This window comes from Mycolicibacterium gilvum (assembly GCF_900454025.1).
Classification (GTDB): domain Bacteria; phylum Actinomycetota; class Actinomycetes; order Mycobacteriales; family Mycobacteriaceae; genus Mycobacterium; species Mycobacterium gilvum.
In genome coordinates this window covers 1827372-1849406 of sequence record NZ_UGQM01000001.1, presented here as the reverse complement: position 1 = coordinate 1849406, position 22035 = coordinate 1827372, and the positions used below count along the sequence as shown (strand labels likewise).

Below are 22035 nucleotides of genomic sequence, written 5' to 3'. Positions count from 1 at the left end.
ACGCGTATCTAGGTCAATAGCGTTGCGCCAGTTGGTCTTACCCGTCACCGCCGAGCATCTTGAGCAGCGCCAGGGCGGGCACACGCACGCGCTTCGCGCCGAGCTTGATCGTCGGCAGCCGGCCCTCACGCGCCATTGCGTAGCCGTAGGCACGGCTCACGCCGAGGTAGCGTGCGGCCTGCTCGATGCTGAGAGTCGGTGGCCCGCTGCGCAATTCGTCCAGAGTGGGAATTGCCTTAGCGGCTGTGGTCATCGTCATGGTTTCTATTTTGCCCCTTAGTGATGTTTCGTCTAGGGTGTAAAACTATGAGCGGGACTAAGCGCAATTACTCACCGCGCCGGGCGGGCGAGGTGGTCGGGGTCGAGGTGGACGCCGACGCCGAGCGTCCGGTGACGATCACCTGCCACGATCACGCGCACACCTATGAAATTGCGTGGCGCGACACCGCCGACGGGCCGGTCATCACTGATCTGCGCGTGACCTCCGTCGACGGCGTGCCGATCACGTCGGACGCACTGCGCCGCGTGAACACTGCCCGGCTGGCCCGAACTGCCGCGACGCACGACACCGCCGAGGCCGCCGACTCCGCTCGCAAGCTGCGTCAGACCCTTGACGCGGCGACCGGCGCCACCGACGGCCACGAATGGATCGAGCAATTCCGGTTCACCGACGGCGTTATCGACGCGATGATCCGGCACGCGCCGCCGGGAGTCGCACCGCCCACGTCCGGCGGCAGGCGCGTCGGCCGGCCCCGGCTGTCACGGCAGTTTCTGGCGCAAGTGGCGGCGTGGGTGCGCGAGGAAGCGCCCAAGGGCGGCAACGTCTACGAGCGGGTTGCCGACCGCGCAGCAAGCGCCCTCGGGCGCGACGTATCCACCGAGACAGTCAAGGGGTGGGTCCGGCGGTGCAAGAAGGCCGAGCCACCGCTACTCGGACGCGACGAACTGCGCAAGCCCCGCAAGCCGACCACCTACCGACAGGAGACCGACCGATGAGCACGGACGCCGCCCCCGACACACAGCCCGCCCGTCAGCCCAAGCAGCGCGGCGACCGCACCGACAGCTCGATCAAGCGGTTGCCGAACGGCAAGGGCTGGCGTGCCCGGCCCACGCTGGGCACCGACCCGGTGACCGGCAAGCAGGTCCGGCCCACCAAGGTGTTCCGCACCAAGGGGGAGGCTGCGCAGTGGGTCACCGAGCAGCGTCAGCAGTGGGCATCGGCGACATGGGCACCCAAGTCGATCCAGACGTTCGACGAGGTCGCCGACCACTGGCTCAACCTGCGCGAGGCCGACCCGTCGATCGGGCCGAACACCGTTCGCGCCGACCGCGAGTCGCTGGCCTACGCCCGCCGGGCGTTCGGCGCGGTGGCGGTGCAGAAGCTCACCCCCGCCGCACTGGCCGACTGGTCGGCGACGCTGACCGGCAAGGGCGGCAAGGCACTGGCCCCGGCCACCAAGCGCCGCGCCATTATTCGGCTCAAGTCGGTCATGGCTCACGCGAAGCGGATGCGCTGGCTGACCTACGACCCGTCAGCCGAGCTTGAGTCGCCCGAGCAGAAGTCGGTCACCGCCACCGACGCGGACGACATCTAGACACCTGCGCAGATGGGCAAGTTCCTCGATCACGTCGCCGCCCACCGCCTCGCCGGGTGTTTCGCGCTAACGCTGCTCGGGCTGCGCCGCGAGGAAGTCGGCGGGCTGCGCTGGTGCGACGTCGACCTTGACGCCGGGGCGCTGCGCATCCGGCAGGCTCGGGTCGACGTCAACGGCCGCGACATGATCGTGGGAACCAAGACCGACCGCAGCGCCCGCCATCTGCCGCTGCCGCCCCGCGAGTTGTCCATGCTCAAGGCCATGCGCACCGCCCATCTGCGCGAGCGCCTCGCTGTGGGCCGACCGCTGGCCGACACTGACCTGCTGCTATCGCGGGCCGATGGGACGCCGCTGCCGGTGCGCGACTACAGCCGGGAGTTCGCTGCGCAGCGCAAGGCTGCCGGACTCAAGGCGATCACGCTGGGCAAGCTGCGGCACAGCAATATCTCGCGGATGCGTGCGGCGGGGATCGCCGCCGACGTGGTCGCCGCGTGGCACGGCCACACCGAGCGCATGACGCAGGCGGTGTACGGGCGTGTGACCGACGACCGCCTGACCGCCGCGTCGGCGGTGTTCTCGGCGGGTAGCGGGTCCGCGGCGGCGAGAATTCCAAAGCCCCACCACATTTGAGCACTTCAGCTAACATTTCGCGGGCGCGGCGAGAGCGAACGAGGGGTTGGGGGCACGACTCGTGATTCTGGGGAAAACGTACTTCTTCTGGGCCAGCATCGCCATACAGCTCGTATTGATATGGGTGAACCGCAGGGCTCCAGAGGTGCAACCGAAGCGCATAAAGGATCGCTTCACAGATTGGATCACCGGCATTTCAGTAGTGTTGACCGGCATTATGATTACTCTGTTTCCGGTCAAAGCGCCCATCTTTCTAATGGCACTAATTCTATTGTTCTTTGCGATATTACCGCCATTTGTAGGACTGGCCGAGAATAAGCTCAGGACGCACGGCCAGCAGATCTTTGATTCGAAGCGGTTTATTGGGCATTTGGCCTCGAACGTTGTCGGCGCGGCAGCAGCCACACTGTTCTTCGCGACAGTATCGACGACCCCCGGTCTCGTCGTGTTTGCGGCAGACTTCCGCGATGCATCGGCGTTCAATGTCGTTCTGCCGCTATCGACCATAGTCGTTTTCGCGTTCTTGCGATGGCAGCAGATCACCGACTGTCGCAACATCGACGAGCTCGTGAAGAACAACGGCGACTGGGAGTCGCAGATCCGTGGCAGCTCACTGACAGCAGGACATCAAATCGCAAATACTATCCATCTGCTCCTAGTCAATTTTATTGCGGCATCGAGCGTCCTCTATCTTCTCGGCTATACGATCCTGCAGGCAAAAAACCATCAACCGTTGAGTTTCACATGGCAAATGGGTTGCGCGATGGGACTATTTGTACTGTTTCTTTTTATCTGCGGCTCCCCGTTGCTGTGGCAACACAGGGCTGTCTACTTGACCTTTCTAACGGGAACGCCCGGTGCGATCATGGCCGCGATGGTCTGGCTCGCGCTGCTGAAGCAGAGCTTTGCTCGCAACCTTTTTGCAGTGTTGTTGGTGGCTGTGGGCTACTTGCTCTACTGTGCCCTAGCTGTACTTGGACTGGTCTACGGCCAAAGCCAAACAGCTGGCGCTACGTCGACTTCTGACGAAGACTCTGCCAGTTCCAGCCCACCGCAAGACAGGGTAGAACTCTTCTACTTCTCAGCCGCGATCTTCGCCCTCGCTCTTGCCGTGCTGCTCGGAGCGCTTTACTTCTCGAATACCGGCCAACCATGATCACTTCGCTGTGTGTCTCCAGCTGAAGGTTGGTACGAGCGCTGGCTGGCCCCCGCGCATTACGCAATGCGTGACGAGGGCGTTCGAAGCGGCACCGGCGGCTGGGGATTTCAGTGTTGATCACAGGCAATAGGACAAATTTAGGACAGACGCCCTCGCCGCGAAGCCGGTCAGCTAACAAAAGCAGGCAGCCGAATCACTGCTCAGAGCGGATTTCCACATGGGTGGAGCTAAGGGGATTCGAACCCCTGACCCCCACACTGCCAGTGTGGTGCGCTACCAACTGCGCCATAGCCCCTTGTTGTGCTCATCGAAGTTACACCACGCGGGGTGGCCGCTCAAAATCACTGGTCAGGGCACTTCGCCGCCGGCCTCCGGCCCCAGCGGACGCCCCGGCGTGTGCTCCGTCGACGGCGTCGGCCGGGTTTCGGGGGCGAAGAACCACCCGATCGCCGCGACGGCCAGGATGATGCCGCTGACCAGGAATGCCCACCCGTAGGACGTGTACTGCGCGATCAGCCCCACCAGCAGCGATCCGCCGATCGAGCCGAAGTCGGCCATCATCTGGAACGTCGCCACGGCGGGCCCGCCCCGGGACTTGTTACCCACCACGTCGGCGACCGCAGCCTGCTGCGGCGAGACGAAGATGCCCGTCGCGGCACCGGCGATGACCGCGGCGACCAGGAACACCGGCAGCGATGTGGTGAAGCCCACCAGCGCCGTCGACACCGCCGCCAGCATGAGCCCGAAGATCAGCAGCTTGCGCCGGCCCAGCCGATCCGACAGGTGCCCGCTGGGGATCACGACCGCAATGTTGCCCACCGCGAACGCCGTCAACGCCAACCCGGCCGCCCCCGGCCCCTCGCCGAGCACCTCGACGACGAACAGCGGCACCAGCGCGATGCGCAGCCCGAACGACGCCCACCCGGTCGCGAAGTTGGAGAACAGCGCCGCCTTGTACGCCCGGTGCCGGAACACCGTCCGGAACGGGATCGGGATCTGCACGTCGTCACCGGCCTGGCCGACCACCGCAGAGTTGCGCAGGCTGACGAACACCACCGTCGCCGCGACCAACAGCGCGGCACCGTAGATCAGGAAGGGCGCCGCCAGCCCGAACCCCGCGGTCAGGCTGCCCAGGATCGGGCCGCCCACCGAACCGATCATGAATCCCGACGAGAACAGCCCGGCGACCCGCCCGCGCGCGTCGGCCGGCGAGATGCGGATCATCAACCCCAGCGCCGACACCGTGAACATCGCCGAGCCGACCCCGCCCAGGGATCGGAAAAGCAGCAGCTGCCAATAGGTCTCGGCGAACGCGCAGGCACCGGTCGACACGGCCACGATGATCAGGCCGCTGGTGTAGACGCGCCGCTCCCCCAGTCGTTGCACCAGGAAACCCGCCGGCGGGGCGCCGACCAGACGCATCACCGCGAACGCGGTGATCACGAATGTCGCGGCCGCGATACTGACCCCGAAGTGCCGCGCATACTGCGGCAGCACCGGCGCGACCACCCCGTACCCGAGGGCCACGACGACGTTCGCGACGACAAGGACCCAGACTTCCCGAGGCAGCCGCTGCTTCGTGGTGGGACAGTCCCCTTCTTTCGTCGAACTCAAGAAATGACCTTCGACACCACGTCGCGGGCCGCCTCCTGCACCTCGGCGAGATGCTCGGGGCCGCGGAAGGATTCGGCGTAGATCTTGTAGACGTCCTCGGTGCCCGACGGCCGCGCCGCGAACCACGCGTTCTCCGTCGTCACCTTCAGCCCACCGAGCGGGGCGCCGTTGCCGGGCGCCGCCGTCAGCTTCGCGGTGATCGGCTCGCCGGCCAACTCGGTCGCGGTCACCTGCTCCGGCGACAGCTTGGCCAGCCGCGCCTTCTGCTCACGGTCGGCCGGTGCGTCGATGCGCGCATAGGTCGGGGCGCCGTAGGTCTCGGCCAACTCCGCGTACCGCTGCGACGGCGTCGACCCGGTCACCGCCAGAATCTCCGAGGCGAGCAGCGCGAGGATGATGCCGTCTTTGTCGGTCGTCCACACCGACCCGTCCCGACGCAGGAACGACGCCCCGGCGCTCTCCTCGCCGCCGAAACCGATCGTCCCGTCGAGCAGCCCGCCGACGAACCACTTGAAGCCGACCGGCACCTCCACCAGCGTGCGTCCCAGTCCGGCCACCACCCGGTCGATGATCGACGAGCTCACCGCGGTCTTGCCCACCGCCGTCTCGGCGGCCCACTCGGGCCGGTGCGCGAACAGGTAGTCGATCGCGACGGCGAGGAAATGGTTCGGGTTCAGCAGGCCGCCGTCGGGCGTGACGATGCCGTGCCGGTCGGAGTCGGCGTCGTTGCCGGTCGCGATCTGAAACGACTCCCTGTTGGCGATGAGCGAGGCCATCGCATTCGGCGAGCTGCAGTCCATTCGGATCTTGCCGTCGGTGTCGAGCGTCATGAACCGCCACGTCGCGTCGACGAGCGGGTTCACCACGGTCAACTGCAGATTGTGCCGCTCGGCGATCGCACCCCAGTAGTCGACGCTGGCGCCGCCGAGCGGGTCGGCACCGATGCGGATCTTCTCGGCGCTGATCGCGTGCAGATCGACGACGTTGGGCAGGTCCTCGACGTAGGCGTTGAGGTAGTCGTGGCGGTGCACGCTGCGCATCGCTCGCGCCAGCGGCACCCGGTGCACCCCCTTGAGACCGTCACGCAGGATCTCGTTGGCCCGCTTGGCGATCGCGCCGGTGGCATCGGTGTCGGCCGGCCCGCCGTTGGGCGGGTTGTACTTGAAGCCGCCGTCACGCGGCGGGTTGTGCGACGGGGTCACGACGATCCCGTCGGCGAGGTTGCCCTCGCGGCCGCGGTTGTAGGCCAGGATCGCGTGGCTGACCGCCGGGGTCGGCGTGAAACGATCGGCCGAATCGATATGGGCGACAACGTCGTTGGCCGCCAGGACCTCCAGCGCCGACACCCACGCGGGCTCCGAGAGGGCATGGGTGTCGCGGCCGATGAACAGTGGACCGGTGATGCCCTGGGCCGCGCGGTACTCCACGATCGCCTGCGTGGTGGCCAGGATGTGCGCTTCGTTGAACGCCGCGTCCAAGCTCGATCCGCGGTGGCCGGACGTACCGAACGTGACCTGCTGGTCGACGTTGTCGGGGTCCGGGCTCACCGTGTAATACGCCGTCACCACCGATGCGACGTCGATGAGATCCTCGGGCTGCGCCGGCTGACCGGCTCGGGGGTTGGCCGCCATGCTGTTGATTCTGCTCGCCCACCTCCCGCACGGCACGCCCCGGGGTCGGCATACTTTCTCACCATGGCGCTCGACCGGCGGGAACTGGCCGCGGTGTTTGCAGGTGGGGCGGTCGGCACGCTGGCGCGGGCGGCGTTCGAAGAACTCGCGGCCGCCGATCCGGGCCGGTGGCCCTGGCCGACGTTCACCGTCAACATCGTCGGCGCGTTCCTGCTCGGGGTGTTCGTCACCCGCCTGCTCGAACGCCTCCCGGTGTCGAGCTATCGACGACCGTTCCTGGGCACCGGCCTGTGCGGCGGCCTGACGACGTTCTCCACGATGCAGGTCGAGACCATCAGGATGCTCGAACACGGGCACCACTGGCTGGCGCTGGGCTACGTCGCGGCCAGCATCGCGGTCGGCCTGGTGGCGGTCTACCTCGGTACCGTCCTGACCCGCCGCGTCCGGGTGCGGTCATGACGGACGCGCTGGTCTGGGTCGGTGTGTTCCTCGTCGGCGGACTCGGCGCGGTGTGTCGGCTCACCGTGGACAAGGCGGTGTCCCACCGCACCCGCGGGTCGTTCCCGTACGGCACCCTCGCCGTGAACATCAGCGGGGCGGCCCTGCTCGGATTCCTCGCCGGACTGACCCTGCCCGCGCATGTCGCCCTGCTCGCCGGCACCGCGTTCGTCGGGTCCTACACCACCTTCTCGACCTGGATGCTGGAGACGCACCGCCTCGCCGAGGAGCGCCAGATCCGCTCCGCGCTGGGCAACCTCGGCCTCAGCGTCGTGCTGGGCCTGGCCGCCGCGTTCGCGGGACAGACCGTCGGGAGCATGCTGTGACCGACATCGTGACGCTGACGGCCTACTTCGCCGAGCGGCACCGCAGCGGCGACGGCTTCCTCGCCGACGCAATCCTCGATCTGTGCGACGAGTGGCAGATCGCCACGAGCGTGATGCTGCGGGGTATCGCCAGCTTCGGACCGACACAGGTGATCCGCTCCGACCGGTCACTGAGCCTGTCCGAGGACCCGCCGGTGACCGTCACGGCGGTCGACACCGCGGCCCGGATCGGCTCGCTCGCCGAGCAGGTGGCCGCGCTCGTCGACCGTGGTGTCCTCACGTTGGAGCGGGGCCGGGCCGTCCCCGACGGCGGACGCCCCGACGACACCGTGCGGTTGTCCCTGCACCTCGGGCGCCGCCACCGGATCTGCGGGCTGCCCGGCTACGTCGCGGTCTGCGATCTGCTCCACCGGCACGGCTTCGTCGGCGCCCAGGCCTACCTCGGGGTGGACGGGACCGTCGCCGGCCGGCGCTGCCGCGCCCGCTTCTTCGGGCGCAATGCCGACGTCCCGCTCACGATCATGGGTGTCGGCACCAACGCGCAGGCCGCCGCCGCCGTCGACGAACTGGGCAACTCGCTGCCGGAGGCCCGGTTCGCCGTCGCCCCGGTCGCCGTCTGCAAGAACGACGGCCGCGACCTACAGGGCCCGCCGGCCGCGGACAGCGCCTTTCAGGCGCTCGTCGTGCACGCCGACGAGTCGTCGCTGTCCGACGGCCGACCGATCCACCGTGCGCTCATCGAGCGCCTCAAGGAGTCCGACCACGCCAGCGGCGCGACCGTACTGCGGGCCATCTGGGGGTTCCGTGCGCCCGGGCGCCCCCACGGCGACAGGTTCATCCAGCTGACGCGCCACGTGCCTGTGACGACCGTGATGATCGACACCGCGTCCAACATCGAGGCGACCTATCCGATCGTCGACGAGCTGACGCGGGGCGAGGGGTTGGTCACCGTCAGCGCGCTGACCGGGATGCTGGAGGTGCATTCCGGACGTCGTCACGGCGCACTCGACCTCGGCGACAGCAATCCCACGCAGGGCGGGTGAGGGTAGCCTACCTTTAGCTGATCGAGTAACCTCTGCCGCCATGAGCACTTTTCCGGCGCCCGCGGCGCCGTCGCCGGACGGTATCGATGCCGCACTCGCGGACATCCTGCGCGACGACCTGAACGTCGACATCAGCCGGGTGACCCGCGACTCGCGCCTCATCGACGACGTCGGTCTGGACTCGGTGGCGTTCGCCATCGGCATGATCGCGATCCAGGACAAGCTCGGGGTGACGCTCGACGAAGAGGATCTGCTCAGCTGTGACACCGTGGGCGACCTCGAGACGGCGGTCCTGGCGAAGGTGCCCGAAAGCCGGTGAGCGTGCTCGCGACCGCGTTGTCGGAGGCCATGACCGCCTCGACGCGCGACCTGGTGCTGCTCGATCGTGCCAGCGGCCTGTGGGTCCGCCATCCCTGGCAGGAACTGCACACCCGCGCCGAGAACATCGCCGAACACATTCTCAACGACCGCGACGGCGCCGTCGGTCTCGTCGGCGAACCCACCGCCGAGCTGGTCTCGGCGATCCAGGGAACGTGGCTGGCGGGCAGGGCTCTGGCCATCCTGCCGGGTCCGATCCGCGGCGCCGATGAGCGCGAGTGGGCCGCCGCGACGGCGCAACGCTTCGCCGGAATCGGCGTCGGCCAGATCCTCACCTACGGTGAGCATCTGGAGTTGTTGCGCCCCAACCATTTCGGTATCGCGGTCCAAGACCTCGCGGTCGTCGGGCACGCGCAACGCTCGACCACACTCGCATCCGCACCCGCCGCCCCGGGCACCCCCGCGGTGCTGCAGGGCACCGCCGGATCCACCGGCACCCCGCGTACCGCGCTGCTGTCACCGGATGCGGTGAAGCACAACGTCGCCGGCATGCTCCGGCACACCGACGTCGATCCCGGCCGTGACCGCGGCCTGACGTGGCTGCCGCTGTATCACGACATGGGGCTGACCTTTCTGCTCACCGGTTTCATGTCCGGCAGCGAGATGTGGCTCGCGCCGACGGCGTCGTTCGCGGCGTCGCCGTTCCGCTGGTTGACCTGGCTGTCGGAAAGCCGAGCGGGCCTCACTGCTGCACCGAATTTCGCGTACTCCGTGATCGGCAAGTATGCGCGACGCGTGCCCGACGTCGACCTGTCCGACCTGCGGTTCGCGCTCAACGGCGGGGAACCCGTCGACTGCGACGGTTTCGGGCTGTTCCTGCGCGAACTCTCCCGGTTCGGGCTCGATCCCGGCGTGGCGGCCCCGTCGTACGGTCTCGCCGAGTCGACCTGCGCCGTCACCTCCCCACGACCCGGCACCGGCTTGCTGGTCGACGACATCACCGACCCGGACACCGGCACCCCTCGTCGTCACGCCGTGCTCGGCGAACCGATCCCCGGCATGGAACTGCGGATCGCACCGTCGGAGGGCCGTCGCTCCGGTGAGCGCGAGATCGGCGAGGTCGAGATCCGAGGCACGTCGATGATGTCGGGCTACCTCGGCGAGGAGCCGCTGGCTCCCGGACAGTGGTTTCCCACAGGCGATCTCGGCTACCTGACCGACGCGGGCCTGGTGGTGTGCGGCCGGGTCAAAGAACTCATCACCATCGCCGGACGCAACATCTTCCCCACCGAGGTCGAACGCGTGGCCGCCGAGGTCCGCGGTGTCCGCGAGGGCGCGGTCGTCGCCGTCGGCACCGACTCCGGGTCGGCGCGACAGGGCCTGGTCATCGCGGCCGAGTTCCGCGGCGCCGACGAGTCGGGCGCGAAAAGCGAAGTGGTGCAACGAGTGGCGTCCCAGTGCGGCGTGGTGCCGTCCGAGGTGGTGTTCCTGAAGCCCGGCTCGCTGCCCCGCACGAGCTCGGGAAAGTTGCGGCGCCTCGCGGTCAAGAACGACCTCGACGGTCTTCGCGCCCCGGTGTCCTGAATCCGGCGCGACGACCGCCCGGGGTCAGGCGGGCCTGTGCAGCGCGTACAGCGCCATCCGGCGGTTCGACATCTCGTGCTCGCCGAGGAATTCGCACCTGGCGTACTCACAGAGCCGGCGGGCGCCGGCATTGCGGTGATCGGGATCGAACAGGATGCGGCGGCACCTCGGTTCGATCTCGAAAAGGTTGGCCGCCAACCTCGGCAACAGCAGCGGCCCGAATCCACGGTTGACGAGGCCCAGGTCGGCGATCGCCGCATGGAGCCCGAGATCGTAGGGATCGGCGTCGTAGCGGGGGGCGATCGAATCCTTCGCGGCCCGGTACACCTCGACATAGCCCTGCGGCTCCCCGTGGAACGTGCCGATCAGGGGTCGCGAGTACTCGCCGGCCAGTTGGGCACGCAGATATCCGTCCCACCATTCGACGGGCCTGTCGTACTCCCACGCCTCGGCGAGGTGCGGCCGGTTCATCCACTCGGAGATCATCGCGGCGTCGGTGTCGGGATCGACCAACCGCATCGCGTAGGGAGCGTCGAGGTGCGGGATCGGCGGAGCCGGCACGGCGCGCACCGCGTCGCTGAGGTCGGTGAGCTCCCGGGCAAGGAGGGGCAGCGCATCAGTCATCGTGAGCGCAGAGCCTACCCGAATGTAGGTGAGGCTAGGCTTACGCGCTGTGGGTGAGCAGCAGGACACCCGCGACGATCAGCGCGACCACTTTGACGAGTTCGAGCGCGACGTAGACGTAGTGCGCGCGCGAGCGCGGGCCATCCGCCCCCGCGAGCACCTGATCGGATCGGCGGGTCAGTGCCGGCCGCACGAACACGATCTGAGACAGCAACATCGCCACGGCGACGATCGAGGCGATCAACGCCGCCGTCGAACCCTCCCCCGACACCAGCGCCGCGACCGCGGCCACGCCCAGCACGACCTCACAGGTGTTGAGCGCCCGGAACACCAGGCGGCCGATACCGAGACCGATCGGCAGCGTGACACCCGGCGCGCGGAACTTCAGCGGCGCTTCCAGGAACGAGATCGCCAGCACCATGCCGAGCCAGACGAAGATCGCGGCGGTGGCGACAGCGTGAGCAGCATCCACGGCCGAAGCTTAAGTGACATGGTGGGTCCATGGACACAGACCGGGTCACCGAGTTGCGGCGCTGGGAGGACTCCGGCGCGGTGTGGCGGGTGGTCGGGAGGACGTCGTCGACGGTGACGGTGGCGTTGTTCAGCTGCGACGGCGGTGAACAGGTCGGGGCGTTCACCAGCGACGACCCGCAGTTGTTGGAGTTCGTCGGCGACCGCGACACCAACGCGGACTGAGTCTGCCGAAATGCGATTTCGGCGATGGCGGCGCGGCGGTGGGGCTACCGTACGCATCAGCACGGATCGGGGGCCGCACGGAAGGACCTTGCTCGTGGCAGCGACGCACGGACGGTTCATCGGACGCGTCGGCGGGCTCGCCGTCGCCCTGGGTATCGGTGCCGCGATCGCTGCCGCCTCACCGACGGCCGCCGCCGAGGACACCCCGTCGAGCGCGGCATCCACGGGAACCGAGGCGTCGCAGTCTTCGTCGGATTCCGAAAGCCCTGCCCGCCAACGTAAGCCGTCGCGCTCGGAGGTCGAGACCGCCGGAGAGGACCGTGACACCCGGGCATCCGAGCGCTCTGATGCCGACGCTGACGACGCGGGCGCCGACCGGCTGCGCGCCGACGAGGGCCCTGACGACGAGGACCCCGACGACGAGCGCGAGACGCCCGAGCCGGCGGATGAGGAACCCGCGACGGCGGTTGCCGCGGCGACGGCTCCGACAGCGGCGACCCCGACAGCGGCGACCCCCGCCAAACCGTCCGACCCCGACCGGTCGCCCGCCGCGCCGGTGAGCCCGTTGGCGACCCCGCAGCAGCTCGAGGCGGAGCGGATCGCGACCGAGACCGTCGGCACCTGGCCCGTCCGGCTGATGAAGCAGGTGCTGAGCGCCGGATGGCGGGCCACCGCCGCGCGCGAGTACCGCCAGATCTCCGGGCCCGACCCGGAGAACCTCGTGACGTTGCGGCGAGCGGTGGACGAGTACGCACTCGCCGCGGCGTTCCAGCAGCAGCTGCTCAACTCGATGACACCGACGGTCGTAACCCAGGTCGCTCCCCCGCACACGTGGTACCGACAGTCCGTCGGCGGCTCACGGATCCTCTACGACAACCCCGACACCGTGTACCGCTTCATGGGCGTGAACATGACCTCGACGTACGTGATCCGGGGCCTATTCACCGATGCCCACCCCGCGGACACGAACTTCAGTGTGCTGACCGGACTCTCGGGAATCACCGCCGACAACCTGAGCGGACGCCAGATCGAGATCGGACCGGACGGGTCGTTCACGATCACCGTGAGCGGCGAGGCGGCCGCGCCGGGGCAGCGCAACCATCTGCAGCTGACCCCCGACTCCACCTTGATCGCGGTGCGCAACACGCTGTCGGACTGGAACACCCAATCACCGATGACGCTGTCCATCGAACGGCTCACGGGCCCGCGCAACAGCCTGTTCAGCCAGCTCGGCGGCTTCGCGATCCCGGGCCTCGGGCCACTGGTGACCAGAAGTCCGCTGCTGACCTCACTGGTGTCGTCCATCCCACCGATGAAGGAGCCGCCGCCGTTCCTGCGCGGCGTGTTCACCGCGGTGATCATGGCGCTCGGCCTCGGTCAGGAGTCGAAGTACATCAAGGTCGCGACCACCGACGCCGAGACGGGCGAGCGCGTGCCCCCGAACGTGCTCAGAGACCCGTCCCGCAACGCCGAGTTTCTCGCCACACAGCTACAGAGCGCCAGCTATTTCCACCTCGCAGACGACCAGGCGCTGGTCGTGACCATCGCTCCGGCGAACGCGCGGTACTTCATCGTGCCCGTCACCGACCTCTGGACGATCACCGGCGATTACTGGCACCAGCAGACGAGCCTGAACAACGCGCAGGCCGTCCCCGACCCCGACGGCAGGTACACCTTCGTGATCTCGCCGACCGACCCCGGCGTGCACAACTGGGTGTCCACCGGCGGGCTGAACAAAGGCACCATCTCCATCCGCTTCCAGGATCTCGACCTGGCGTCGTCGCAGACACCGACGCTGACCTCAGCGGTCGTCGCGGTCTCGGATCTGGATTCGGTTCTCCCGCCGACGACGGTGTTCGTCACGCCGGCGCAGCGGGCCGCGCAGTTGACCGAGCGCGCGACGGGTTTCGCGAGGCGATTCGGCAGTCCCGTGTAGCGGTCAGCCGTGGGCTTCGTTCTTCTTGCCGACCTTCTTGCCGAACGGCAGCGCGTGCACGATCGCGACCACGATCGCGCCGACGATCAACCCGATGACCGCCGATGCCGCGGTGTTCACCAGCCAGCCCAGCACACCGCCGACGCCGGCCACATGGTGGACGAGTTCCTCGGCGTGATGCACCAGCGCGTACGGCGCGTGCCAACCCAACTCGTCGGCGCCGATGAGCAGGATGTGCCCGCCGACCCACAGCATCGCCACCGTCCCGATGACCGACAACGCCGACAGCAGCTTCGGCATGCCCGCCACCAGACCCCGGCCGATCTTCTGGGCGAATCCCGACGAGCGCTGCGTCAGACTCAGGCCGATGTCGTCCATCTTCACGATGGCGGCCACGACGCCGTAGACCGCGATGGTGATCACCACCGCCACGACCAACAGGATGATCAACCGCGGCAGGAAGGACTGGTCGGCGACCTCGTTGAGGGCGATCACCATGATCTCGGCCGACAGGATGAAATCGGTGCGAACCGCACCCGTGACCATCGCCTTCTCCGCGGCCTCCCCGGAACCGGCCACCAGGGTGCCGTGCGACTTGTGGCCGCGGATCATGCCCCAGACCTTCTCCGCGCCTTCGAAGCACAGATAGGTGGCACCGAGCATCAGGATCGGCGTCAGCAGCCACGGGACGAACTGGCTGAGCAGCAGCGCCACGGGCAGGATGATCAGGATCTTGTTGCGCAGCGAGCCCTTCGCGATCCGCTTGATGATCGGCAGCTCACGCTCGGCGGCGATGCCGTGCACGTACTGCGGCGTCACCGCGGTGTCGTCGATCACCACACCCGCGGCCTTGGCTGTCGCACGTCCGGCGGCCGCACCGATGTCGTCGACCGACGCCGCGGCGAGTTTGGCGAGCACGGCCACGTCGTCGAGCAGCGCGAACAAGCCCCCGCTCATCGGATCCCCCTGCGCACGTCGGCCGTCATGGCGCAACGGTACCCAACCTCACGGTCTCCAGACACCACGGCGGCGTCGTCTCCGTGCGGTGAGCACGGCAAGTTTTGGCCCGTCGGCGCCGGGGTAAGCCCCCGGAGATCCTCGACAGGCAGGTGGAATCCATGAACTCTCCTCTCAGAACAGCGCTGATCGCTGCGGGTGGCACGACGGTGTTGATGCTCGCCGTCGGGTGCGGAGGCGGCGACGGCGGTGAGGAAACGACGACGTCGACGACGACGACCGAGAGCAGCGTCACCACGACGACCACCACGGCTCCGAGCACACCGGAGACGACGATGGCGCCGGAGACGACGGGTGCGCCGGCCCCCGGCGATCCCTCACAGCCCGGCGGCGGCGGCTCCATCCCCGGCGGTCCCACCGGCAGCGGCGGGCCGGAGGGCGGCGGCGGCTCCATTCCCGGCGGGCCGACCGGTGGCGGTGGCCCCGAGGGCGGCGGCGGCTCCATTCCCGGCGGACCGACCATCACCGGCGGGCCCGGCGGCGGCAGCGGTTCGATCCCCGGCGGTCCCACCATCAACATTCCGGTGCCCTGACCCGGGTGAGTACTCGAAACGTCTCTCCCGCAGTCCTCTTCGACATCGACGGGACCCTCGTCGACTCCAACTATCTGCACGTGCACGCGTGGCTGGAGGCGTTCGACGAGGAGAATCTGCCCGTGTCGGCCTGGCGCATCCACCGCTGCATCGGGATGGACGGCACGACGCTGGTCCGCACCCTGTCCGGCGATGCCGGCCAGGACGTCCTCGACCGACTCAAGGATGCCCACAGCAGGTTCTACAAGCAGAACTCCTCGCTGCTCGAACCTCTCCCCGGAGCCCGCGATCTGCTGCGTCGAGTGGCGGCGACGGGCTTGCAGGTCGTGCTGGCGACGTCGGCACCCGATGACGAATTGACGATGCTGCGTGAGGTTCTCGACTGCGACGACGTGGTCGCCGCCGTCACGTCGTCGGCCGATGTGGACACGGCCAAACCCAAACCCGACATCGTGCAGGTTGCGCTGGACCGGGCCGGAGTCGGCGCACAGGACGCGGTGTTCGTCGGCGACGCGGTGTGGGACTGTGAGGCGGCGGGTCGGGCCGGTGTCTCGTCGATCGGTCTGCTCAGCGGCGGGGTGTCTCGCGGGGAACTGCGGGAGGCAGGCGCCGCGGGCGTGTTCGAGGACGCCGGCGACCTGTTGGCGAAGCTCGAGTCGACCGTCATCGGCGATCTCGCCGCGAAGATCAGCGACTCGCGGTAGCTGTCCGCGCCCTGATCTGCGCGAGGCGCCGCTGTGACGCCGCGCTCTGGTATTTCTGCGGCCACCAGAACCACCGTCCGAGGAGCGCGGCGACCGCGGGGGTCATGAAGGAGCGCACGATCAGGGTGTCGAACAGGAGCCCCAGTGCGATCGTCGTCCCGACCTGCGCCATCACCTTCAGGTCGCTGAAGGCGAAAGAGGCCATCGTGAAGGCGAAGACCAGACCTGCGGAGGTGACCACCGACCCGGTGCCGGCCATCGCGCGGATGATCCCCGTCTTCAGGCCTCCGGAGAGCTCCTCCTTGAACCGCGACACCAGCAGCAGGTTGTAATCGGAGCCGACGGCGAGCAGCAGAATGACCGCCATCGGCAGCACCATCCAGTGCAGTGCGAGCCCGATGATGTGCTGCCACAACAACACCGACAGACCGAACGAGGCTCCCAGCGACAACAGCACGGTGCCGACGATCACCGCTGCGGCGACGACGCTGCGGGTGATCACCAGCATGATGACGAAAATCAGTGTCACCGCGGCGATTCCGGCGATCAGCAGGTCGTAGAACGCCCCGTCGCTCATGTCCTTGTACGTCGCCGCGGTGCCGGCCAGGTAGACGGTGGACCCTTCCAGCGGCGTGCCCTTGATGGCCTCCTTGGCCGCGGTCTTGATCGGCACCACTTCCGAGATGCCCTCCACCGTGGCGGGATCGCCTTCGTGGCTGATGATGAACCGCACCGACCTGCCGTCGGGCGAGATGAAATTCTCCATGCCGCGCTTGAAGTCGTCGTTGTCGAACGCTTCGGGCGGCAGGTAGAAGGAGTCGTCGTTCATCGAGTCGTCGAACGCCTCGCCCATCGCGTCGGCGTCCTCGGACATCGCCGCGTTCTGGTCGAGCTGGCCCTTCTGGGTCTGGTACTGCCGCAGCATCATCGCCTGCATGGACCGCATCGTCTCGATCTGGCTGGGCAGCAACGCGATCAGCTGCGGCATCAGCTCGTCGAGGCGTTCGAGGTCGGGGATCAGCTCGGAGATGTCGTCGGTCAGCGGGTTGATGCCGTCGAGGGTGTCGAACACCGACCTCATGGTCCAGCACACCGGGATGTCGTAGCAGTGCGGTTCCCAGTACAGGTAGTTCCTGATGGGCCGCAGGAAGTCGTCGAGGTCGGCGATGTGATCCCGCAGTTCGGTGATGTCCGCCGTCATGGCCTTGGTCTTGGTGACCATCTGATGGGTGGTCGCGGACATCTGGGTCATCAGCGACTGCATCTTGGTCATCGTGTCGATGTTGGTCTGCATCGCGTCGGCCTGGACCAGCATGTCGGCCATCCGGTCCTGCATGTACTTCTCGTTGAGTCGCTGGGTCGTGCCCTGCATGCTCATCTGGAACGGAATGGTCGTGTGCTTGATCGGCTTGCCGTCGGGCCGGGTGATCGTCTGTACCCGCGCCACTCCGGGCACTCGGAAGATCGATTTCGCAATCTTGTCGATGACGAGGAAGTCCGCCGGGTTGCGCAGGTCGTGGTCGGATTCGACCATGAGCAGCTCCGGGTTCATCCGCGCGCTGCCGAAATGCCGGTCGGCGACGGCGTAGCCGACGTTGGCGGGGACGTCGGCGGGAAGGTAGTCCCGGGCGTCGTAGTTGGTCTTGTAGCCCGGCAACGTCACCAGACCGACCAGCGCCAGCGCCAGCGTCGCGGCGAGCACCGGACCAGGCCAGCGCACCACCGAGACCCCGATACGGCGCCAGCCGCGAGAGCTGATCGCACGCTTGGGATCGAACAGGCCGAAGCGGCTCCCGATGACGATCACCGCGGGGCCCAAAGTCAGTGCCGCCATGACGGCGACGAACGTGCCCACCGCGCACGGCACACCCATGGTCTGGAAGTACGGCAGCCGGGTGAAACTCAGGCACAGCATCGCCCCGGCGATGGTCAGGCCGGAGCCGAGCACGACGTGCGCGGTGCCACCGAACATGGTGTAGTACGCGGTTTCCCGGTCCTCACCCGCGCCCCTGGCCTCCTGGTAGCGCCCGATCGCGAAGATCGCGTAGTCGGTGCCGGCGGCGATCACCATCAGGGTCAGCAGGCTGGTCGCGAAGGTCGACAGCCCGATGATCTCGGCATCGGCGAGGAACGCGACGATGCCACGCGCGGCACCGAGTTCGGCGAACACCATGAACAGGATCAGCGCCATGGTGACCGCCGACCGGAAGACGATCAGCAGCATCACCGCGATGACGCCGATCGTGATCAGCGTGACGCGCAGGACGCTCTTGTCCCCCGCGCTGTGCTGATCGGCCACCAGCGGGGCGCCGCCGGTCACATACGCCTTGATGCCCGGTGGCGCCGGGGTCTGCTCGACGACCTCGCGGACGGCCGCCACCGCCTCGTTGGCGCGCGGCTCCCCCTGATTGCCCTGCAGGTAAACCTGCACGTACGCGGCCTTGCCGTCGGTGCTCTGGGCGCCCGACGCGGTCAGCGGATCGCCCCAGAAGTCGGCGACGTGCTGAACGTTGGCGGTGTCGGCCTCGAGCTGGTCGATCAGCTGGTCGTAATAGCGGTGGGCCGCATCGCCGAGAGGCTGCTCCCCTTCGAGCACGACCATCGCGCTGCTGTCGGAGTCGAACTCCTCGAAGTTCGCCCCGACGCGCTTCATCGACATCATCGACGGCGCGTCGGCGGCGCTCATCCCGACGGTGTGTTCCTCGCCGACTTTCTCCAGCGACGGAACAGCGACGTTGGTCAGGATGGTCAGCAGCACCCATCCGAGCACGATCGGCACCGACAGGACCCGGATGATCCGGCCGATCCCCGACCGTACGGCATCTGCCACGTGAACCGCCCCCGCTCAGGCCCTGCCATCGGCCCGCTCAGAAGCCGCCCGCGTGACACATCGTGTGTCGCGTGTCATACATCTAGTCCGTCAAACCATTCACTGTCAATCGGGCCTTGACAGCGAATTCACAGCTTGACCTGGCGGTTCGTCGGCTACCTGGGTGCGTTCAGCTCGTCGAGGGCGTACTCGGCACCGCGGTTCAACGGCACCGGGTCGGTGTCGCGGGCGTTGTCGAGTGCAATGCCCTTGGCCGCACCCACGACCTGAGCCATCTCGGGCTGCTTCTCGAACAGGGTCCTGGTCAGCACGCAGGCGAGATTCGCGTCGAGGTCGTCGCGCACCAGCAGCATGTTCGGCACCACGATCGTCGCGACGTCGGACGGCAACTGGTAGGTGGCGGCGGGTATCAGGCCCTCCTCGTAGGCCGGGCTGATCTCGGCCATCCGGCCCAGCTGCGGTGTGACGTCGATGAAGGTCACGTCCTCGCGTGCCGAGGTGAACAGGTCGGTGATACCGGGAGTCGGCAGGCCGCCGGACCAGAACATCGCGTCGATCGAGCCGTCCTTCATCCCGTCCACGGTCTTGGTCAGGTCGAGACGCTGCGCCGCGACATCGGTCTGCGGGTTGAGCCCCGCCGACTCCAGCAACCGGTTGGCGATGACCTCCGTCCCCGATCCCGGCGAGCCGGTCGACACCCGCTTGCCGCGCATGTCGGCGATCGAGGTGATGCCGCTGTCGGTCCTGGCGATCACCTGGGTGTAGTTCGGGTAGATCCGTGAAAGCGCTTGGATCGGTTGCTCTTTGCCGTCGAAGCTGCCCGTGCCCTCGATGGCGTCGGACGCGGTGTCGGCGAGCGAGAACGCCACCTGGTAGCTCCCGGCGACGAGTTGCTGGATGTTCTGCACCGAGGCGCCCGTCTCGGCCGCGGTGGCCTTGACCGTGCCGTCGGTCGCGGCCGACACCTGCTCGGCGAAGGCATTCCCGAGCGAGAAGTACACCCCCGTGGAGTTGCCCGTCGCGATGCTCACACGCGTCTCCGTGCCGACCTCGCAGGTGATCTCGCCGCCCGAATCGGCCGCCGGAGCATCCTGTCTGCCGCCGCAGGCCGTTGCCGCGGTCGCGGCGAGCATCAGTGTCGCGAACGCCGTCACGGTGCGCTTCATGGTCGTCTCCTCTTGTCGGTGATGAAGGTGAACGCGACTGCGCAGAGCAGGCACGTGAATCCCGCGGCGATGCTCACGGGATGGAGGTACAGCAACAGCAACGCCGCGACGGCCGTCAGCACCCGGGCCGGCGGGCTCATGGCGCCGACCCCCAGCACCCAGCCACCCGCGGCGAACGACAGCGCGACGATGCCGACGCAGGCGGCCGCGGACGCCCACAGCACGCCGAGCACCGGTCCTCGCGCGAGCAGGTATTCGCCGGGGCCGGTCAGCACGAACGCGATCGGGACCAGGAATGCCGGTGCGGCATACCGCAGCGCCTGCCACATGGTCGGGATCGCCTGTCCCCCGGTGACCGCCGACGCGCCGACTGCGGCGAGCGCGGTGGGTGGGGTGACCTCGGAGAGCACCGAATAATAGAAGACGAACATCGCCGCCGCCGGGGCTGGGACGTCGAGGGCCAGCAGCGCGGGACCGATGATGACCCAACCGATCACGAACGACGCGGTCACGGGGATCGCGAGGCCGAGCAGCGCCAGGGCCACCGCGGCGAACACCGCGGTGAGCGCCAGCATCACCGTGCGGTTGTCGGTGATCGCGTCGACACCACCGACCAGCACGGACGAGAACTGCGCGCCCAGGCCGGTTTTGGTCGTCATCGCGGTGATCACACCCGCCGCCGCGCACACCGCGACCACGGGCAGCACCCCGAGCACACCGGAGCTGAGCGCACCGAACAGGCGACGCGGTGTCAGGCGGAAGCGCCGGTCGGCGAAGGACAGCACGAAGGCGAGTGCGGTCGCGAAGATCACGGCCCTGGTCGCCGACATCCCCACGGCGAGAAGCACCACGATCGCGATCAACGACGAGAAGTGATAGCCGAGGCGTCCCAGCAGTTTCCACGGCGACGCGGCATCGAGGTTCGCAGCCTTCATGCCGAAGCGGCGCGCGTCGATCTCCACCGCGAGCAGGATGCCCAGGTAGTACAGGCCGGTCGGGATCATCGCCCAGCCGAGCACCGTCAGGTACGACACCTCGAGGTACTCCGCGACGATGAACGCCGCCGCGCCCAGCGTCGGTGGCGACAGCAGCGCACCCACCCCGGCCGCGGCCAGGACGCCGCCCGCCCGTTCGGGGGTGTAACCCGCCCGCCGCATGATCGGCCATGTCACCGCACCCACACTCACCGCGGTCGCGGTGCCCGAACCCGACACGGTGCCGAGCAGGAAGCCAGACGCGACCGCCGTGCGACCGGCCGCGCTGCGGGAGCGGCGGAAGGCCGCCACCGACAGGTTGACGAAGAAGCGCGCGCCGCCCGAGAGTTCCAGTACCGCACCGTAGATCGTGAACAGAACGATGTAGGTCGCCGCGACGTCCAGAGGGGTTCCGAAGAATCCGCTCCCCGAGTTGTACAACGCGTCGACGATCTGGTCGAAGTCAAGCCCGGCGTGCGCGATCGCCCAGCCCTGGGGCATCAGCCCGCCGTAGTACCCGTAGGCCAGAAACGCTGCGCACACGATCGGCAGCGCCCACCCGGTCGTGCGCCGGCAGGCTTCGATGATGAGCACCAACAGAAGTGCGCCCATCACGACATCGAGCGGATCGAGCATGCCCTGCCTGTCGAGGAACGCGTTGTACCCGCCGCCGGCGGCACCGATCGCCGGGGCCAGCACCGGATACAGGCACACGAGGACCGCGACGAAGGCCAGGGCCCAGTCCAGCACTCCCGGGCGATCTTCCGGGTCCGACCATCTCCATCCGGACCGGTACACCAGGTAGACGAGCGGCAGTGTGCCGGACAGGAACACGATGAGGTAGTACTGGCTGCCCTGCGAGAGCGGCCGGAACACCTGCCAGATCGTCAGGACCGCCACCGCGAACGCCACCACGGCGACCAGTCCGTACGTCCACCCACGCAACTCTCGACCGGGTTTGTCCTGATCGTCCACCTGCCCGAGGGCGGTGCTCTCCACCGTCGACGCTGTGGTGCGGTCCATAGGGACCTCAACGTTATGCGGCGGTCGCGGCACCCGCGGCGGAATCTGCGACTTCGTTACCGACCGGGTGGCGTGCCCGACCCGTGGAACCGCATCGAGCGTGGGGGATGTGCACGCACTACGCGCAATATCCG

Annotated in this window: 22 protein-coding genes and 1 tRNA gene; 13 read left to right on the top strand and 10 right to left on the bottom strand. The window is 67.9% G+C overall.

Annotated elements, in window-relative coordinates:
• Positions 1-37 precede the first annotated feature (37 nt).
• On the bottom strand, positions 38-253 hold the full coding sequence (locus DYE23_RS08740; protein WP_115328906.1) for a helix-turn-helix domain-containing protein: 216 nt from the start codon (positions 251-253) through the stop codon (positions 38-40).
• Positions 254-306: 53 nt separating this feature from the next.
• Here DYE23_RS08740 and DYE23_RS08735 point away from each other — a divergent pair, with 53 nt between their 5' ends.
• The 4 genes from DYE23_RS08735 (at position 307) to DYE23_RS08725 (ending at position 3381) form a co-directional block, all read left to right on the top strand.
• Positions 307-996 carry an MBL fold metallo-hydrolase gene (locus DYE23_RS08735; RefSeq protein WP_115327008.1) on the top strand — a complete coding sequence of 230 codons (690 nt, stop codon included), beginning with the start codon at positions 307-309 and terminating at the stop codon, positions 994-996.
• Complete coding sequence (locus tag DYE23_RS31325; protein WP_235660362.1) at positions 993-1595, top strand: site-specific integrase; 603 nt, start codon at positions 993-995, stop codon at positions 1593-1595. Before DYE23_RS08735 ends, DYE23_RS31325 begins: the two co-directional genes overlap by 4 nt.
• Before the next feature lie 12 nt (positions 1596-1607).
• A complete protein-coding gene (locus DYE23_RS31320; protein ID WP_235660361.1) occupies positions 1608-2225 on the top strand; it encodes a site-specific integrase in 618 nt (205 codons plus the stop codon).
• A 61-nt stretch (positions 2226-2286) separates the two neighbouring features.
• Positions 2287-3381 (top strand): hypothetical protein, encoded by a 1095-nt coding sequence (locus DYE23_RS08725; protein WP_115327007.1) that lies wholly within the window; start codon positions 2287-2289, stop codon positions 3379-3381.
• Between the two features lie 225 nt (positions 3382-3606).
• On the opposite strand, the gene DYE23_RS08720 is transcribed toward DYE23_RS08725, so the two are convergent.
• The 3 genes from DYE23_RS08720 to pgm all read right to left on the bottom strand — a co-directional run bounded on the left by DYE23_RS08720 (position 3607) and on the right by pgm (position 6629).
• A tRNA-Ala gene (locus DYE23_RS08720) sits at positions 3607-3679 on the bottom strand.
• A 53-nt stretch (positions 3680-3732) separates the two neighbouring features.
• Positions 3733-4998 carry an MFS transporter gene (locus tag DYE23_RS08715; RefSeq protein ID WP_115327006.1) on the bottom strand — a complete coding sequence of 422 codons (1266 nt, stop codon included), beginning with the start codon at positions 4996-4998 and terminating at the stop codon, positions 3733-3735.
• Positions 4995-6629, bottom strand: a complete 1635-nt coding sequence (gene pgm, locus DYE23_RS08710) for a phosphoglucomutase (alpha-D-glucose-1,6-bisphosphate-dependent) (RefSeq protein ID WP_115327005.1) — start codon at positions 6627-6629, stop codon at positions 4995-4997. Before pgm ends, DYE23_RS08715 begins: the two co-directional genes overlap by 4 nt.
• 63 nt (positions 6630-6692) lie before the next feature.
• Between pgm and crcB (DYE23_RS08705) the strand changes: the two genes are divergently transcribed.
• The 5 genes from crcB (DYE23_RS08705) to mbtM are packed head-to-tail and all read left to right on the top strand — an operon-like array spanning position 6693 to position 10398.
• Positions 6693-7088: a fluoride efflux transporter CrcB gene (gene crcB / locus DYE23_RS08705; RefSeq protein WP_011895250.1), complete on the top strand. Its 396-nt coding sequence runs from the start codon at positions 6693-6695 to the stop codon at positions 7086-7088.
• Positions 7085-7453: a fluoride efflux transporter CrcB gene (gene crcB, locus DYE23_RS08700; protein WP_115327004.1), complete on the top strand. Its 369-nt coding sequence runs from the start codon at positions 7085-7087 to the stop codon at positions 7451-7453. Before crcB (DYE23_RS08705) ends, crcB (DYE23_RS08700) begins: the two co-directional genes overlap by 4 nt.
• Positions 7450-8496 carry a DUF190 domain-containing protein gene (locus DYE23_RS08695; protein WP_115327003.1) on the top strand — a complete coding sequence of 349 codons (1047 nt, stop codon included), beginning with the start codon at positions 7450-7452 and terminating at the stop codon, positions 8494-8496. Before crcB (DYE23_RS08700) ends, DYE23_RS08695 begins: the two co-directional genes overlap by 4 nt.
• Positions 8497-8536: 40 nt before the next feature.
• Positions 8537-8815: an acyl carrier protein gene (locus DYE23_RS08690; RefSeq protein ID WP_115327002.1), complete on the top strand. Its 279-nt coding sequence runs from the start codon at positions 8537-8539 to the stop codon at positions 8813-8815.
• Positions 8812-10398: a long-chain-fatty acid--ACP ligase MbtM gene (mbtM, locus tag DYE23_RS08685; protein WP_115327001.1), complete on the top strand. Its 1587-nt coding sequence runs from the start codon at positions 8812-8814 to the stop codon at positions 10396-10398. Before DYE23_RS08690 ends, mbtM begins: the two co-directional genes overlap by 4 nt.
• Positions 10399-10422: 24 nt before the next feature.
• Here mbtM and DYE23_RS08680 read toward each other — a convergent pair whose 3' ends face one another.
• A complete protein-coding gene (locus DYE23_RS08680; RefSeq protein WP_013472310.1) occupies positions 10423-11022 on the bottom strand; it encodes a GNAT family N-acetyltransferase in 600 nt (199 codons plus the stop codon).
• A gap of 40 nt (positions 11023-11062) precedes the next feature.
• Complete coding sequence (locus DYE23_RS08675) at positions 11063-11494, bottom strand: hypothetical protein (protein ID WP_011895256.1); 432 nt, start codon at positions 11492-11494, stop codon at positions 11063-11065.
• A gap of 29 nt (positions 11495-11523) precedes the next feature.
• Here DYE23_RS08675 and DYE23_RS08670 point away from each other — a divergent pair, with 29 nt between their 5' ends.
• Both DYE23_RS08670 and DYE23_RS08665 read left to right on the top strand, forming a co-directional pair.
• Entirely contained in the window at positions 11524-11718 is a 195-nt protein-coding gene (locus DYE23_RS08670; RefSeq protein WP_115327000.1) for a hypothetical protein, read from the top strand.
• A gap of 94 nt (positions 11719-11812) precedes the next feature.
• On the top strand, positions 11813-13654 hold the full coding sequence (locus tag DYE23_RS08665; protein WP_115326999.1) for a DUF1214 domain-containing protein: 1842 nt from the start codon (positions 11813-11815) through the stop codon (positions 13652-13654).
• A 3-nt stretch (positions 13655-13657) separates the two neighbouring features.
• On the opposite strand, the gene DYE23_RS08660 is transcribed toward DYE23_RS08665, so the two are convergent.
• Positions 13658-14611, bottom strand: coding sequence for a DUF808 domain-containing protein (locus DYE23_RS08660; RefSeq protein WP_115326998.1), 954 nt, complete (start codon positions 14609-14611; stop codon positions 13658-13660).
• A 161-nt stretch (positions 14612-14772) separates the two neighbouring features.
• Here DYE23_RS08660 and DYE23_RS08655 point away from each other — a divergent pair, with 161 nt between their 5' ends.
• Both DYE23_RS08655 and DYE23_RS08650 read left to right on the top strand, forming a co-directional pair.
• Positions 14773-15204 carry a hypothetical protein gene (locus tag DYE23_RS08655; RefSeq protein WP_115326997.1) on the top strand — a complete coding sequence of 144 codons (432 nt, stop codon included), beginning with the start codon at positions 14773-14775 and terminating at the stop codon, positions 15202-15204.
• Between the two features lie 5 nt (positions 15205-15209).
• On the top strand, positions 15210-15908 hold the full coding sequence (locus DYE23_RS08650) for an HAD family hydrolase (protein WP_115326996.1): 699 nt from the start codon (positions 15210-15212) through the stop codon (positions 15906-15908).
• On the opposite strand, the gene DYE23_RS08645 is transcribed toward DYE23_RS08650, so the two are convergent.
• The 3 genes from DYE23_RS08645 to DYE23_RS08635 form a co-directional block, all read right to left on the bottom strand.
• On the bottom strand, positions 15892-18738 hold the full coding sequence (locus tag DYE23_RS08645; protein WP_115326995.1) for an MMPL/RND family transporter: 2847 nt from the start codon (positions 18736-18738) through the stop codon (positions 15892-15894). The genes DYE23_RS08650 and DYE23_RS08645 overlap by 17 nt on opposite strands.
• 155 nt (positions 18739-18893) lie before the next feature.
• Positions 18894-19904 carry a TAXI family TRAP transporter solute-binding subunit gene (locus tag DYE23_RS08640; protein ID WP_115326994.1) on the bottom strand — a complete coding sequence of 337 codons (1011 nt, stop codon included), beginning with the start codon at positions 19902-19904 and terminating at the stop codon, positions 18894-18896.
• The gene (locus DYE23_RS08635; RefSeq protein ID WP_099961176.1) at positions 19901-21901 is read right to left on the bottom strand and encodes a TRAP transporter permease; all 2001 of its coding nucleotides are present in this window, start codon (positions 21899-21901) and stop codon (positions 19901-19903) included. The genes DYE23_RS08640 and DYE23_RS08635 overlap by 4 nt, the downstream gene beginning before the upstream one ends.
• Between the last annotated feature and the right edge of the window lie 134 nt (positions 21902-22035).

Coding starts and splice junctions, on each gene's coding strand:
- DYE23_RS08660 (WP_115326998.1), bottom strand. CDS start 14,611: ATGAGCGGGGGCTTGTTCGCGCTGCTCGACGACGTGGCCGTGCTCGCC.
- DYE23_RS08670 (WP_115327000.1), top strand. CDS start 11,524: ATGGACACAGACCGGGTCACCGAGTTGCGGCGCTGGGAGGACTCCGGC.
- DYE23_RS08690 (WP_115327002.1), top strand. CDS start 8,537: ATGAGCACTTTTCCGGCGCCCGCGGCGCCGTCGCCGGACGGTATCGAT.
- DYE23_RS08635 (WP_099961176.1), bottom strand. CDS start 21,901: ATGGACCGCACCACAGCGTCGACGGTGGAGAGCACCGCCCTCGGGCAG.
- crcB (WP_011895250.1), top strand. CDS start 6,693: ATGGCGCTCGACCGGCGGGAACTGGCCGCGGTGTTTGCAGGTGGGGCG.
- crcB (WP_115327004.1), top strand. CDS start 7,085: ATGACGGACGCGCTGGTCTGGGTCGGTGTGTTCCTCGTCGGCGGACTC.
- DYE23_RS31320 (WP_235660361.1), top strand. CDS start 1,608: ATGGGCAAGTTCCTCGATCACGTCGCCGCCCACCGCCTCGCCGGGTGT.
- DYE23_RS08640 (WP_115326994.1), bottom strand. CDS start 19,904: ATGAAGCGCACCGTGACGGCGTTCGCGACACTGATGCTCGCCGCGACC.
- DYE23_RS31325 (WP_235660362.1), top strand. CDS start 993: ATGAGCACGGACGCCGCCCCCGACACACAGCCCGCCCGTCAGCCCAAG.
- DYE23_RS08680 (WP_013472310.1), bottom strand. CDS start 11,022: ATGACTGATGCGCTGCCCCTCCTTGCCCGGGAGCTCACCGACCTCAGC.
- DYE23_RS08655 (WP_115326997.1), top strand. CDS start 14,773: ATGAACTCTCCTCTCAGAACAGCGCTGATCGCTGCGGGTGGCACGACG.
- DYE23_RS08735 (WP_115327008.1), top strand. CDS start 307: ATGAGCGGGACTAAGCGCAATTACTCACCGCGCCGGGCGGGCGAGGTG.
- DYE23_RS08740 (WP_115328906.1), bottom strand. CDS start 253: ATGACCACAGCCGCTAAGGCAATTCCCACTCTGGACGAATTGCGCAGC.
- pgm (WP_115327005.1), bottom strand. CDS start 6,629: ATGGCGGCCAACCCCCGAGCCGGTCAGCCGGCGCAGCCCGAGGATCTC.